This window comes from Ruegeria sp. C11 (assembly GCF_056537725.1).
In genome coordinates this window covers 16,421-30,070 of sequence record NZ_JBQFSB010000015.1, presented here as the reverse complement: position 1 = coordinate 30,070, position 13,650 = coordinate 16,421, and the positions used below count along the sequence as shown (strand labels likewise).

At 59.9% G+C, this 13,650-nt stretch carries 15 protein-coding genes; 5 read left to right on the top strand and 10 right to left on the bottom strand.

Translation table 11 applies throughout. The annotated features are described in order from the left end of the window. Nucleotides 1–2: 2 nt before the first annotated feature. A complete protein-coding gene (locus ACR0NA_RS20315) occupies nucleotides 3–350 on the top strand; it encodes an EF-hand domain-containing protein (RefSeq protein WP_480732167.1) in 348 nt (115 codons plus the stop codon). A 159-nt stretch (nucleotides 351–509) separates the two neighbouring features. On the opposite strand, the gene ACR0NA_RS20310 is transcribed toward ACR0NA_RS20315, so the two are convergent. Genes ACR0NA_RS20310 through ACR0NA_RS20295 form a run of 4 tightly spaced genes read right to left on the bottom strand, consistent with a single transcriptional unit; the run spans nucleotide 510 to nucleotide 3,255 of the window. Further along, complete coding sequence (locus ACR0NA_RS20310) at nucleotides 510–803, bottom strand: 4a-hydroxytetrahydrobiopterin dehydratase (protein ID WP_170656296.1); 294 nt, start codon at nucleotides 801–803, stop codon at nucleotides 510–512. Next, complete coding sequence (locus tag ACR0NA_RS20305; RefSeq protein WP_480732166.1) at nucleotides 800–1,987, bottom strand: GNAT family N-acetyltransferase; 1,188 nt, start codon at nucleotides 1,985–1,987, stop codon at nucleotides 800–802. Before ACR0NA_RS20305 ends, ACR0NA_RS20310 begins: the two co-directional genes overlap by 4 nt. 45 nt (nucleotides 1,988–2,032) lie before the next feature. Beyond that, nucleotides 2,033–2,803, bottom strand: coding sequence for a glycerophosphodiester phosphodiesterase family protein (locus tag ACR0NA_RS20300; RefSeq protein WP_480732164.1), 771 nt, complete (start codon nucleotides 2,801–2,803; stop codon nucleotides 2,033–2,035). Beyond that, nucleotides 2,800–3,255: a RidA family protein gene (locus ACR0NA_RS20295; RefSeq protein ID WP_480732162.1), complete on the bottom strand. Its 456-nt coding sequence runs from the start codon at nucleotides 3,253–3,255 to the stop codon at nucleotides 2,800–2,802. The genes ACR0NA_RS20300 and ACR0NA_RS20295 overlap by 4 nt, the downstream gene beginning before the upstream one ends. A 329-nt stretch (nucleotides 3,256–3,584) precedes the next feature. Here ACR0NA_RS20295 and ACR0NA_RS20290 point away from each other — a divergent pair, with 329 nt between their 5' ends. Further along, nucleotides 3,585–4,382 (top strand): MlaA family lipoprotein, encoded by a 798-nt coding sequence (locus ACR0NA_RS20290; protein ID WP_480732160.1) that lies wholly within the window; start codon nucleotides 3,585–3,587, stop codon nucleotides 4,380–4,382. Next, complete coding sequence (locus ACR0NA_RS20285) at nucleotides 4,372–4,980, top strand: Tgt2/MlaC family protein (RefSeq protein ID WP_170656306.1); 609 nt, start codon at nucleotides 4,372–4,374, stop codon at nucleotides 4,978–4,980. Before ACR0NA_RS20290 ends, ACR0NA_RS20285 begins: the two co-directional genes overlap by 11 nt. Before the next feature lie 6 nt (nucleotides 4,981–4,986). Here ACR0NA_RS20285 and ACR0NA_RS20280 read toward each other — a convergent pair whose 3' ends face one another. Genes ACR0NA_RS20280 through ACR0NA_RS20260 form a run of 5 tightly spaced genes read right to left on the bottom strand, consistent with a single transcriptional unit; the run spans nucleotide 4,987 to nucleotide 10,021 of the window. Further along, nucleotides 4,987–5,853, bottom strand: a complete 867-nt coding sequence (locus tag ACR0NA_RS20280) for a glucokinase (RefSeq protein ID WP_480732158.1) — start codon at nucleotides 5,851–5,853, stop codon at nucleotides 4,987–4,989. A 4-nt stretch (nucleotides 5,854–5,857) separates the two neighbouring features. Next, nucleotides 5,858–6,955 (bottom strand): ABC transporter ATP-binding protein, encoded by a 1,098-nt coding sequence (locus ACR0NA_RS20275; protein WP_480732156.1) that lies wholly within the window; start codon nucleotides 6,953–6,955, stop codon nucleotides 5,858–5,860. Nucleotides 6,956–6,960: 5 nt separating this feature from the next. Beyond that, the gene (locus ACR0NA_RS20270; protein WP_480732154.1) at nucleotides 6,961–7,860 is read right to left on the bottom strand and encodes a carbohydrate ABC transporter permease; all 900 of its coding nucleotides are present in this window, start codon (nucleotides 7,858–7,860) and stop codon (nucleotides 6,961–6,963) included. Next, on the bottom strand, nucleotides 7,853–8,725 hold the full coding sequence (locus tag ACR0NA_RS20265; RefSeq protein WP_039543053.1) for a carbohydrate ABC transporter permease: 873 nt from the start codon (nucleotides 8,723–8,725) through the stop codon (nucleotides 7,853–7,855). Before ACR0NA_RS20265 ends, ACR0NA_RS20270 begins: the two co-directional genes overlap by 8 nt. A gap of 57 nt (nucleotides 8,726–8,782) precedes the next feature. Then, nucleotides 8,783–10,021 (bottom strand): ABC transporter substrate-binding protein, encoded by a 1,239-nt coding sequence (locus ACR0NA_RS20260; RefSeq protein ID WP_480732152.1) that lies wholly within the window; start codon nucleotides 10,019–10,021, stop codon nucleotides 8,783–8,785. 217 nt (nucleotides 10,022–10,238) lie between these two features. Here ACR0NA_RS20260 and ACR0NA_RS20255 point away from each other — a divergent pair, with 217 nt between their 5' ends. Both ACR0NA_RS20255 and ACR0NA_RS20250 read left to right on the top strand, forming a co-directional pair. Next, nucleotides 10,239–10,976 (top strand): response regulator transcription factor, encoded by a 738-nt coding sequence (locus ACR0NA_RS20255; protein ID WP_480732150.1) that lies wholly within the window; start codon nucleotides 10,239–10,241, stop codon nucleotides 10,974–10,976. Beyond that, a complete protein-coding gene (locus ACR0NA_RS20250) occupies nucleotides 10,973–12,424 on the top strand; it encodes a sensor histidine kinase (protein ID WP_480732148.1) in 1,452 nt (483 codons plus the stop codon). Before ACR0NA_RS20255 ends, ACR0NA_RS20250 begins: the two co-directional genes overlap by 4 nt. On the opposite strand, the gene ACR0NA_RS20245 is transcribed toward ACR0NA_RS20250, so the two are convergent. Then, entirely contained in the window at nucleotides 12,411–13,640 is a 1,230-nt protein-coding gene (locus ACR0NA_RS20245) for a Tm-1-like ATP-binding domain-containing protein (protein ID WP_480732145.1), read from the bottom strand. The two genes, ACR0NA_RS20250 and ACR0NA_RS20245, sit on opposite strands and share 14 nt — an antisense overlap. Nucleotides 13,641–13,650 lie beyond the last annotated feature (10 nt).

Genomic DNA, 13,650 nt, shown 5'->3' with positions numbered 1-13,650 from the left:
AAATGAAATTCGGTTTGTTTTTTGCGGCTGTTTCAGCCATGACCGCATCCGTCGCGCTGGCGGATGTAGCGGAACTCAATCAGGCGCATCTGGACGCCATTGACAAGAACAATGACGGCTTTTTGTCCAAGGAAGAGTTCGACGCCTTTTCCGACTATGCCTTTCAGGCCATGGACGAGGACAAGAACGGCACGCTTGTAGCCGATGAAACGCGCCCTCATTTTACCATCGATCATTTCAGCAAGATGGATAAGAACGGCGACAATCAGGTCACGCGGGGTGAATTCGGCGCGCAGATGGCCGACGATTTTTCGGCGGCAGATCAGGACGGCAACGGACAGCTGGACTAAAGCGTTTCGGGTATTACCTGAAACATTCTGCTACACGAATGGCCCGAGAACGCTGTAGGCGTGACAGGGTATTCGTGTCTCAGGTTAAAACCGAAACGCTTAAACAGGACCGGGCCAGCGCCTTTGCGCTGGCTCATCTCAGGCGCACAGGCACCTGAATTACGTCAGGGCATCCATCTTGCGCGCAAGCTTGGCATCCAGTGCCGACAGCCCGCCGACATCATGGGTGGACAGGGTAACCTCGACCGTGCGGTACACGTTCGACCATTCCGGGTGATGGTCCCATTTTTCCGCCCAAATCGCCACGCGTGTCATCCATCCGAACGCTTCGACGAAGTTTTCGAAGATGAAGGTCTTGGTGATTGCGTCGCGGCCGTCGGCCATGGTCCAGCCATTCTTGAACAGCGGGTCCAGCAGAGGTCCGCGGGTCTCGTTGGACAATAGTTCGGTCATTGCTGTTCCTCCGGGTTCGATTTCCTGAACGGGCCGTATTCCGTCAGGATTTCGATCTCTTCTCCCACTGCGCGGGCCTCGGCATCCAGATATTTGGCGACCGCATCAGAAAACCCCGGATTTCCGATCCAGTGAAGACTGTGCGTCGGCGTCGGCAGATAACCGCGCGCCAGTTTGTGTTCACCCTGCGCGCCGGCTTCTACCCGGGCGAGGCCATGGGCAATGGCAAAATCGATTGCCCTATAATAGCACAGTTCGAAATGAAGACAGGGGTGATGTTCGACACAGCCCCAATAACGACCAAAGAGCGTCTGACGACCGATGAAGTTCAGCGCCCCCGCGATCGGATATCCATTGCGTTCGGCCAGAACCAAAGCCATGTCATCGGCCATGGTTTCCTGTGCGATATCAAAGAATTGGCGCGTCAGATAGGGTGAGCCCCACTTGCGCGATCCGGTATCCTGATAAAAGCGCCAGAACGCATCCCAATGCTCGGGCTGCAGGTCGTTGCCGGTCAGGGTGTAGATATTGCCGCCAAATTCACAGGCCTGCGCCCGTTCCTTGCGTATGTTCTTTCGCTTGCGGGAAGACAGAGCGGCAAGAAACCCTTCAAAATCAGCGTATTCGTCGTTCAGCCAGTGAAATTGCTGCGTGGTTCTGAGCAGCAGCCCCATCTGCTCACCGGCTTCGGCCTCGGATTGTGTGCAGAAGGTGGCGTGCAGCGACGATACCTCGTTATCTGCGGCCAGTTGCACCGCGCCCTGCACCAGCGCCGACATCCCGATCCCCTCATATCCGGGGCGCACCAGAAACCGACGCCCGGTTGCGGGGGTGAACGGGACCGCGATCTGGAGCTTCGGATAATACCGCCCCCCTGCGCCTTCATAGGCATGCGCCCAGTTGTGATCGAAGATATATTCGCCCTGACTGTGTGACTTGGCATACATCGGTGCGGCGCCGATCAGCATCCCGTCCAGATAAGCGGTCAGATATTGCGGCTGCCAGCCGGTACCCGGCCCGACCGATCCACTGTCTTCCAGCGCCGACAGGAACCGGTGCGTCGTGAACGGGTCCAGCGGGCGACCGCCCTGTTCCGCCTCGGGGCAGGCGCAACTGTCCCATTCCGCCTCTGCAATCTGCGAGAGCGAACCCAGAACGCGAACTTCGATTTGTGCCTGATCCATCTGCCCTCCGCACCCGACCACTATCTGTGACAGTGCAGGCCGGGATCAAGTCGAATGCGCTGCCAGATAATTCTCGAAGGTCACATTGTCGGCAACTTTGCGGGCCTGAACCTCCTCTCCGGACGAGCGGACGGTCCAGCACAGGACCGGCACCCCCCGCGCCTTGAGTTCGGCCACGCGGGGACGGCTGAGGTCGGGTACTTCGTGGCTGATGAAGCTGGCACCGACCCTGTCGAAATCTGGGATGTCGCGCAGGTGATCGCAGGTTTCCTGCGACAGCGGCCATTCGCTTTGATCGTAGGAACTGGTGACGATGCCGCGCGGCAGGTGCGGTGCCAGGCGCGCCAGTTCGGCCACGCTGTGGGGGTTGAACGACATCAGGGCGACCGGGCCATCATAGCCCGCCAGCGCCCGAATTGTATCCTGTTCGAGCGGACCGGTATCGGTGCCCATCGCGCCGTCCTGATCCTTGAGTTCAATCAGCAGCGGTGTTTTTCCGGCAACCAGAGCCAGGATTTCATCCAGCGTCGGGATGCCTTCGGCGTCGGAATACAAAAGCCGGATTTCGGCGGCCTCGGCGGCAGATCTTTGCCGCACGGGTCCGGATTTATCCGTCAGGCGGCCAAGGTCATAGTCGTGGAACACCAGCGCCCGCCCGTCCGCCGACATTTGCAAGTCGATTTCAATGCCATACCCTGCATCAATGGCAGCCTGAATGGCCGCCCGGCTGTTTTCCGGGCGGGTTTTGGCGGTGTCATGCAACCCCCGATGCGCGATCGGGCGCTGCAAAAAAGACGCTGGCAGGGCCGGAGTCATCGAATCTCGAAGATGCCTTCGATCTCGACCGCGACACCCAGCGGCAGCGACGCGGCACTGACCGCCGAACGCGAGTGACGACCTGCATCGCCCAGCGCCTCGACCAGAAAGTCGGATGCGCCGTTGATGACCTGCGGCTGTTGCGTGAAATCAGCGGTCGAATTGACGAAACCGGTCAGCTTGACCACCCGCACCAGACGATCGATATCGCCATCACACGCCGCCTTGACCTGAGCCAGCAGATTGATGGCGCACACTCTGGCCGCTGCTGCGCCCGCTTCGGTGTCCATATCGTCGCCCAGCTTGCCGGTGATCAGGTCGTCATCCTTGGAAATCTGACCGGACACGTAGACGATGTTGCCCATCTTCACAAAGGGCACATAGTTGGCGGCAGGTGCCGGTGCGTCGGGCAGGTTGACGCCCAGTTTTTCGAGATTTGCTGCAAAGCTCATGATTTTTCCTCACCCTGTTCGAATCCCGCGGACGCTAATCGGGATCGAAGATTTCGGAAAGCGCAAATCCGGCACCTTGGCCCGCTTTTTCCGACCGAACGCAAATTTGCGCGCAACTCCTCTCATTTACGGCTGTTGAACTGCGGTCACTTTACGCCGAACGTGAATGCGGGTTACACGCTTGGCGGTTCCAAATCCGCCGCGAAACGATTATGTCACCCCAAAAGCCGTAAATCGTTTTGATTCCGAGGCCAATTTGAAATGAACCGTCCGGCCCGTTGTCACCGGATGTCGTGGAGTAGCGAAGAACCGTGTTGAGCAGAGCCCGTTTGAAACATCTATTCGTTCTGGCCGCGGTTACGGCGCTGTCGGCCTGCGCCAAAGCACCCGCCGACGAAGTGGCACGCGGTGAGATTTTCGACCCCTACGAAAAAACCAACCGGTCCATCCACAAATTCAATCTTGGCGTCGACAGGTTCTTTTTCCGCCCTGCCTCGAAAGGGTATGTCCGGATCATCCCCGAACCGATGGTGACCAGTTTCAACCATTTCGCCGAGAATATCTCGTTGCCCGGTCAGGCGGTCGACTATCTACTGCAGGGTAAGCCCAAAGAGATGGGCATCGCGTTGTTGCGGTTCACGATCAACTCGACTGTCGGCTTTGCCGGACTCGCCGATCCGGCAAGCGATTTCGAAATCCCGCAGGTCGATACCGATTTTGGCGAAACGCTGCACGCCTGGGGCTTTGGCGAAGGCGCATATGTCGAGCTGCCCCTTTACGGGCCATCGACAACCCGCGACGCGGTCGGCGTTGTGGTCAACCTGTTCACCAACCCCATTGATTTCGCGCCGACGCGCCCGGTGGACAATCTGGGACTTTATGCCGAGGTGGTGCGCCGCATGGGCGACCGGGGTCGATTCTCGGATACGGTCGATTCAATTCTGTATGGCAGCGCAGACAGTTACGCGCAGGCGCGCCTGATCTATCTGCAAAACCGCCGGTTCGAACTGGCAAGAGACGACGAAGACGCCTATCTAGGGCTTTACACCGATCCCTATGCCGATACCGGCACCGACCCTGTCAGGGACCCCTACCTAGACCCCTACGAGGACCCTTATGCTGAATAACCCGATTGACCGCCGCACATTTGTCGCCACCGCAGTCGCGGGCCTGGGCCTTGCCGCGCTTCCCCTGCCTGCCTTGGCCCTGACCGAGGACGGCGCCAAGCAACTGGTCAACAGCGTGGTTGCCGACATCAACCGGGTAATCGACTCGGGCAAATCGGAAAAGGCCATGCTGCGGGATTTCGAAAAGATCTTCTCGCAATACGCCGATGTGCCGATCATGGCCCGCTATGCGCTGGGGCCTGATGCACGTACCGCAAGTTCGTCGCAAATCCGCCAGTTCACCAAAGCGTTTCAGGGTTACATCGCGCGTAAATACGGTCGCCGGTTCCGCGAATTCATCGGCGGTGAAGTAACCGTCAAGAACGCCCGCAAGATCAAGGCCGGATACGAAGTACGCAGCAGCGTCAAGCTGCGGGGCGAGGCACCGTTCGAGGTGACGTTCCTGGTGTCGGACAAATCGGGCAAGGACAAGTTCTACAACATGTTCATCGAAGGTGTGAACATGCTGTTGACCGAACGGACCGAGATCGGTGCCCTGCTGGATGCGCGCAAGGGCAATCTGAACCAGCTGATCAAGGACCTGAACAATATCGGCTGAGTTCGCTCAGATATGAACCGCTGCGCATCCCCGCAGCGCGGCGGTGTCGTCCACAATCAGGTATGCGGGTGCTTTCAGGTTGTCTGACAGATCGAACGGGCTGTTGAACACCTGCGCAAATCTTGCCCGTGCGGGGGATTGCAGAACCTCGCGGGCAACGCCTCCGGCGAAATAGATGCCGGACATGGGCATGAATCCCAGCAACAGATTGCGGCAGAGCAGACCCATCAGTTCCGCGTAGTAGTTGAGAAATGAGGGATAATCTGACCGTTCCTCCCACTTCCCCCGCAACAGTGCAAAGCCGCGGCCCGAAAAACAATGCTCGACCGTCGGCATGTCTGGCAGGTCCGGGAAATCCGCTTTCAGGCGATCCGCGATATCGGCAGGCAGCATTGTGTGACCGGCCTCGGACACCGGGCAAAAGATCGATGTGCCGGTATTCAGAACCGGGCTGACATTGAAGCCGGTGCCGATTCCTGCGACCAGCGCCTGCCTGACGTCTGTGTCGGCCGGGCAATCCGGTGTCAGCAATTCCACGTCTTCGCCAGTGAGGTGCGGCACCGCGTAACCCAGCGCGTTGAGATCGTTCAGAAGCCTGATCCGCGGACCGCCCAATTCGTCGCTGATCCGGTGCGCGTCGATGGTCCAGTCGCGGTTGGTCAGCCGCGCTCTGTCTCCGATGACCGGGCCGGCGATGGCGATCGCAACCTCATCCAGATGCGGCAGCCCTGTCCCGGCCCAGTACCGGGACAGCGCATCCGAGAAACTGTCAAAGTCATCATTGCGCAGCCGTTCCACGTGGTCGGGTCGGGACCCGCCCGAGACCATACCAAACCGAACATTGGTGCCGCCCAGATCCGCAACCAGACGCATGGGGTCAGTTCAACCTTTCGCCGCTTTCCTTTGCGAAATAGGACACCTTACTCATGTCGAATGCAAGGTTCAGCATCTGACCGGCCTGCGCACTGGTTTCAGCGTGAAGCCGTGCCGTCACCTGTTTGCCGCCCAGCTCTGAGACCACATAGGTGTCGGCCCCGGCGGGTTCGACCATGTCGACAAGGCACTCGGCCTCCTGCACGCCTGCGCCTGCGCGAAAACCTGCCTCGGCAATGTCTTCCGGGCGCAGCCCCAGAATGACGTCCTGCGGCAGGTCCGGATTTCGCGCGTCCGTCAGAACGATCGGCGCACCTGATCCGCGCGCGATCGAGATATGCGTGCCGGTGCCATTGCGCTCGGCCCTGGCTGGGATCAGGTTCATCGCGGGTGAGCCCATGAAATCGGCGACAAACAGGTTGGCCGGGTTGTTGTAGATTTCAGCCGGGCTGCCGATCTGTTGCACGACGCCGCCTTTCAACACCACGATCTTGGTGGCCAGCGTCATCGCTTCGATCTGGTCATGGGTCACGTAGACGATCGAGGCATCCAGCGTCTGGTGCAGCTTCTTGATTTCGGTCCGCATCTCGACCCGCAGTTTCGCGTCGAGATTGGACAAAGGCTCGTCAAAGAGGAACAGCTTGGGGTCGCGGACCAGCGCCCGGCCCATCGCAACCCGCTGCCGCTGTCCGCCCGACAGCTGGCTTGGGCGGCGGTTCAGCAACGGTTCGATCTGCAGTAGCGAGGCCACATCTTTCAGTTTGGCCTCTTGCGTGGCCTGATCGACGCCGCGCACCTTCATGCCGAAAGTGATGTTCTTGGCAACGGTCATCGTCGGGTAAAGCGCGTAGGACTGAAACACCATCGCGATGTCGCGGTCCTTTGGGCTGACATGAGTCATGTCGTTGCCGCCGATGGACAGGGTGCCGCCGGTGATCTCCTCCAGCCCTGCGATGCAGTTCAGCAGGGTGGATTTACCGCAGCCCGAAGGCCCGACCAGCACCAGAAAATCGCCCGGATCGATCGAGATGTTTATGTCCTTGAGAATTTCGACAGGGCCGTAATTCTTGTACAGTTTGTTGATGTCGAGAATAGGAGCCATGGGTCTTATCCCTTCACAGAACCAGCGGTCAGGCCGCGGATGAAATACTTACCGGCAACGACATAGACGAGCAGCGTCGGTAGCCCCGCGATAATCGCGGCGGCCATGTCGACGTTGTATTCTTTGACGCCGGTGGTGGAGTTAACGATGTTGTTGAGCGCCACGGTCACGGGCTGCGTGCCCGCCTGGCTGAATGACACGCCGAACAGGAAGTCATTCCAGATCTGCGTGAACTGCCAGATCACGGTCACCACGATGATCGGCAGTGACAGCGGCAGGAATATCGACCAGAAAATCCGCAGGAAGCCTGCCCCGTCGACACGGGCCGCCTTTGTCAGTTCGGACGGAATGGTGACATAGTAGTTGCGGAAAAACAGCGTCGTGAAGCCCAGCCCATAGATCACGTGCACGAAGATCAGGCCCGGAATGGTCCCGGCGATCCCCATCATTCCCAACAGGCGCGCCATCGGCAGCAAGACGACCTGAAACGGGATGAAGCAGCCAAACAGCATCAGCGAGAAGATGATATTGGCCCCTTTGAACCGCCACTGCGCCACGACATAACCATTCAGCGCTCCCAACAGGGTCGACAGAACAACCGCAGGAACCGCAATCAGGACCGAGTTCCAGAAATAGGGCCGCAGACCTTCGCACTGGATGCCCGTACAAGCCCCGGACCATGCAGTTTTCCAGGCGTCGAAGCTTACTTCGCGCGGCAGCGAGATCAGGGACCCGGTGCGAATTTCCTCGAGGCTTTTCAGCGATGTGGTCAACATCACGAAAAGCGGCATCAGGTAATACAGCGCGAACAGGCTCAGCAGGATATAGAGCAGCCAACGCAGGGCAATCTTACCGGTGGCGCTTTGGCTGCGGGTGCGGGTTTGGGGCATCGACAGATCAGTCATTTTTCGCCCTCAGCTCTGAGTAAAGATATGGAACCACGATGGCAAAGACGACCAGCATCATGATCATCGCGGATGAGGCCGCCTGACCGATGTCGCCGCGCGAAAACGCCATGGCGTACATGTACGTGGCCGGCAGATCGGTCGCATAACCCGGACCGCCACCCGTCAGGGCTATGACAAGGTCAAAGCTTTTGATTGCGAGGTGCGCCAGCACGATGAAGGCGGACAGGAAGATCGGGGCCATCGAGGGGATGATGATCGCCGTATAGATGCGCCACGTGGGGATTCCATCGACCTGCGCGGCCTTGATGATCTCACCATCCACCGACCGCAAACCGGCCAGAAACAGCGCCATCACAAAGCCCGAGCTTTGCCAGATCGCAGCAATTACAATGGTGTAGATGGCGTAGTCGGGGTTCACCAACCAGTCGAATTCGAAATTGGGAAAGCCCCAGCCCTGCACCATGGATTCGATACCCAGACCGGGATTCAGAATCCACTTCCAAGCCGTGCCAGTCACGATCATCGACAGTGCCATCGGGTACAGATAGATCGTGCGAATGGCCCCTTCGACGCGAATTTTCTGATCAAGCAGGATCGCCAGCAACAAACCCAGCACCATCGCGATCACAATGAACAGCGCGCCAAAGATGTACAGGTTGTTGATCGCCGTATCCCAGCGGGGTGAGTCGAACAGGCGTTCATATTGGATGAAGCCCTTGATCTCGTATTTCGGCAGCAGTTTCGATCGGGTCAGCGACACCCACGCGGTCCATCCGATAAATCCGTAGACAAAGATCAATACGGCGATGAACGACGGTGCCAGCACCACCTTGGGCAGGTGGTTTTCCAGCCATTCGGACATTTTAGCCTCCGGGGAAAGATGCTCTGCCCCGCATTATAGGGGGCAGAGCGTGTTGGATCAGTAGCTGTTTGCCACCGCGTCCGCCAGTTGCTGAACCGCGTCAGCCGAGGACATGTCCGAGTTGAAATGCGCGGTCACAACGTCGGTGATCGCACCGGCCTGCGACCCGCGCAGCGCCATACCATGGGCATAAGACGGCAGCAGCGAACCACCAGCCGAGGTCGAGCCCATGTCTTCGGCCGACAGGTTGGCACAGACGTCAAAGTCATCCAGCGCCACGTCGGTCCGCGCGGGGATTGAACCTTTGTTCAGGTTGAACACCTTCTGGAAGTTTGGTGCCACGATCAGCTTGGCGAGCAGTTCCTGACCCGAGCGTTTATCGTCGCCTTCAACCTCGAACATGGCAAAGCTGTCGACGTTGTACAGATAGCCGTCGCCGGGGGTCGAGGCGCACAGGAAATCTTCGCCGGGCTTCTTGCCAGCCGCCAGGAATTCACCCTTGGCCCAGTCGCCCATGATCTGGAATGCGGCCTCACCGTTCATCACCATGGCGGTGGCAAGGTTCCAGTCACGGCCCGAGAAGTTCTCGTCAACATACCCACGCAGGGTGCGCATCTGATCGAATGCCTGAACCATGGTGTCCGAAGTCAGCGCCTCGGGGTCCAGATCAACCAACGCTTTCTGGAAGAACTCCGGCCCGCCAATGCCCAGCACAACGGTTTCGAACACGGTGGCGTCCTGCCATGCCTGACCGCCATGGGCCAGCGGGATCACACCAGCGGCCTGCAGTTTTTCAGCTGCGGCGTTGAACTCTTCCCATGTGGTCGGCATTTCGATGTCGTTGGCGGCCAGTACGTCCGCATTGGCCCAGATCCAATCCACGCGGTGCACATTCACCGGTGCTGCGCACCACGTGCCTTCGCATTTCATATGACCCGCGATCGAAGCGGGCAGAACATCGGCCCAGCCTTCGGCCTCGGCCACGTTCGAGATGTCGGCCAGAACGCCCTCTTCGTACCATTCCTGAATGGCGGGGCCTTTCAGCTGAACTGCAGTCGGTGCGTTTCCGGCAAGGACGCGGGCTCGCAGAGCGGTCATGGCCGCATCGCCGCCACCACCGGCAACCGGCATGTCTGTCCATGTACCGCCGTTCGAGGCGAACTCTTCCTGCAGTACGGCGACTGATTTGGCCTCGCCGCCCGAGGTCCACCAGTGCAGAACCTCGGCCTGCGGCTCGGCAAAGGCGGCTGACGCAACGGCCATCGTGGAAACGGTGGCAAACGCAAAGCGTTTCATTTTTGGTATCCTCCCAAATACAACAAAGGCTGCTATGGCGCAGCGATGCCCGCCATTCTGGACCAAGAAACCTGTCTGACAACGCGGAAAATCCGGTCTGCGCGGGCAGGGATGGAAATTTTCACCGCTTTTGTTACAGCGTGTTACGTTGACCTTGAATTTGTTGCCGTTCGTTACAAAGCATCGGCGGCAGAATGGAATTGGGGAGGCAAGGCAAGTGTCCATTCCACGGCTGCTGGTTGTCGATGACGATCCTGACATGCGTTCGATGCTGACCCAGTTCTTTCAGCAGAACGGGTTCGCTGCCCTGCCCGCCGCGTCTGAAGCGGAAGTGCAGACACATCTCAAATCCGGACGCATAGATCTGATCCTGCTGGACGTCATGCTGGGCGATGAGAACGGCGTCGAAATCTGCGCACGGCTGCGGCGCGAACAGGATGTGCCGATCATCTTTGTGTCAGCCCTGTCCGCGGATCATCAGCGCATGGCCGGATACGAGGTCGGGGCCGATGATTATATCGCCAAGCCCTTCAATCCCCAGTTGCTGCTGGCACGGGTACGGGCGGTCCTGCAACGTGCGCGCCGCTCGTCATCGCTGGCCTATCGCCGCCGGACCCGGACCTTCCGGTTTGCTGGATGGATGTATGATGGCAAACGGGACGAGGTGCATTCGCCCGAGGGATATCTGGTCGCCCTGTCACAGCGCGAAACCGCGTTGCTGAAAGTTCTGCTGGCCAACCCCCACATTCCCCTGACGCGCGACGAGATTGCCGCCGCTCTGGACGTGACGGGTGAAGGCGACAAGGGCGATGCGCAGGGTCGGGCGATCGACATGCTGGTGGGGCGGTTGCGATCAAAGATCGAGGCCAACCCGAAGGAACCGCAACTGCTGCGTACCGAACGCGGTGTCGGTTATATCTTTGCCGCGGATGTTTCCGTGGAACAGGACGAATGATCGCGCGCGGCTTACGGTTACGAAGCCTTGGGTGGCTCTGGACCCTGACCGGCTTTGCTGTCGGCTTGGCCGCGGCCTGGCTGTGGTTCGCCTCGGCGCGCGCGTGGGAAAGCTATCTGACGCGATCTTATGTGGCGGGATTTGCCGTGTATGAAGCGTTGCGCACCGGCAATACACCACCTGCCCCGCTGCGGATATCACCGCTTTCCACCGAGGCCGCCACGCTGGCAGAGGCGGGTGAGTTCGAGCAACTTCCCGACCTGACGAACCTCAGCTTTGTGACGCACCTGTCCATTCTGACGGACAGTTCCGCGCCACTCAGCAGCCGGGTGCTGCATCTGGCGGTGATGTCGGATCAGCTGGTTTACCCGGTTTCCGGCATCACCTCGGGGACGGATCAGACGGCGCCGGAAAAGATGGGAAACCTGACCCGATTGCTGGCCACCTATTGCAGCGAGCCGATCCTGATCGCACGGTTCGGACGCGGAACATGGCAGCAGATCGACGGGCGGGGGATCTGGGGGTGTCAGGCCGCGCCCACCGATATGCGTGTTCCGGCGATCTTGCTGGCGGCTGTCGGGCTGGCGGTCATCCTGTCATCGGTGGTGAACGTGACGGACACGTTTTCGCAGTTTGCCCGGACTTTGCGGGGCCGCCGACGCAGTGGCGGGCCGGAAAGCTATGACGCGGACGGCCCGTCCGAGCTGCGTGATATCGTCGAAGCGGTGAACGCCCATCTCGAAGCCGAGCGCGAGCAATTGGAGAAACGCGCCATCGTGCTGTCGGGGGTCAGTCACGATCTGGGCACCCCGGCAACACGGGTCCGCCTGCGTGCGGCGCTGATTTCCGATGACGAGCTGCGCGAAAAGCTTGAGGCGGACGTGGACCAGATGACCGGCATGATCGAAAGCGTCCTGACATACACCCGCTCGGAGTTGAGTGTCGAGGAGCCGCGTCAGATTTCGTTGGCCTCTCTGGTCGAGTCTCTGGTCGCGGATTATCAGGATACCGGGCGGCCGGTGACATTGAAACAGGCCGCGCCCGTGGCTGTCGAGGGCGCGCCTTCGGTCTTCATGTCCCGGCGAGGGCACGGGGCTTTGCCGGAAACGCGGCGGGTTCTTGTCACGGCGCGGCCGATCTCTCTGAAGCGTGCGCTAACCAACCTGATCGACAACGCGCTGAAATACGGACGGCATGCCGAGGTCGAGCTGGAGACAGACGCCCGCACCGCCACGATCATCATCGAGGACAAGGGCGCCGATCTGTCCGTTGCGGATATAGAGTCGCTGATGGCCCCGTTTCGCCGGGGATCGAATACCGGATCATCGAACGGGTTCGGGCTGGGTCTGACCATCGCCGCCACCGTGGCCGAACAGCATGGCGGGTCACTGACATTCGAGGCAGGCCAGCAGGGTCTGCGCGCCTGCCTTCACATCACGCGGCAATGATGCCTTCGGCCCGCCAGCGGTCAAAGATTTCCAGCGCCTTTTCCGCGAATTCCGCGTCGTTGATATGGGCGTCAAGTTCGACAAGCGTGACATTGCCCGGGCAGTTTACCGTGACTTCATCCATGAAGGCCGACAGCCCTTGCTGGTCGTGCAGGTCTGCGCCGGGGCGGTCCCACTCTCCGCAGCCGCCTTTGGGCAACAGCAGGGCCGTTGGACCGGTGGCCTGCGCCAGCTGTTCGCAATGGGCGCGGGCCACGGCCTTGCGTTCTTCCTGATCCAGAACGATCGAAGTCAGCAGGCGATTGTGCGCGTGCTGAAGATGGTTGTCCCAATTTGGCGGCACCGCCTGCCAGCCGACGATATCCACAAGGTCATAGCACCCCGGCGCAACCAGCTGCGGCGTGCCTTGCCGCCCCGCATTTGTCAGGCGGTCGGGTCCGGCAGAGATGTTCGAGCCATGAATGTGATTGCCCAGTTCCTGCGTACAGAAATCGAACACGCAGGCAAAGGCCCCTTGCGATGCCAGACTTTCAAAGGCCCGCCCGCCCATGCCCGTTGCGTGAAAGACCGCAACTTCGAACCCGCGCTCTTCAAGCGCGGGCTTGAGCGAGACCATGTATTTCAACGCCGATTTGCCCAGCGATGTCATCCCGATCAGCGGTCTGCTCCGGTCTGGCGGCTGTACGGCACGCGCGGCGCCCAGAACGGCCCCGGCAGCTTGGCTGAGCGAAGCCTTGCAGACCGAATTCAGACCATAAAGCCCACCAGCCCAGAGGATCATCTGCACATCCGCAGCCAGCCGATCCGACGGGATGAGGGGCGAGAACGACACGGTTGAGACGATGTATTTCGGCACGCCTAGGGGCAGCGCCGAACAGACATCCAGCGCCAGATCGGTGCCCATGGTGCCGCCCAGAACAATCATGCCGTCAAAACGGCCTTCGCCATAGAGGCGCGTGGTCAGTTGGGCGGCCCCCTGCGCCATGATCTGCATGGCGTGGTTTTCGTCGCCACTATCGATGGCCGCCTGAATCGAGCTGCCGCCCGCCTCGGCCACGTCATGTTTGGAATAGTCCGTCGGTGCGGTCGGATCACCCAGCACGCTAACATCCATGGTCAAAACGTTGCCGCCCTGCCCCCGGATCGCATCGGCCAGAAAGTTCAGCTCGTCATCCTTGGTGTCATAGGTGCCGATCACCAGAATTGTCTTGTCCATGTCATGCTCC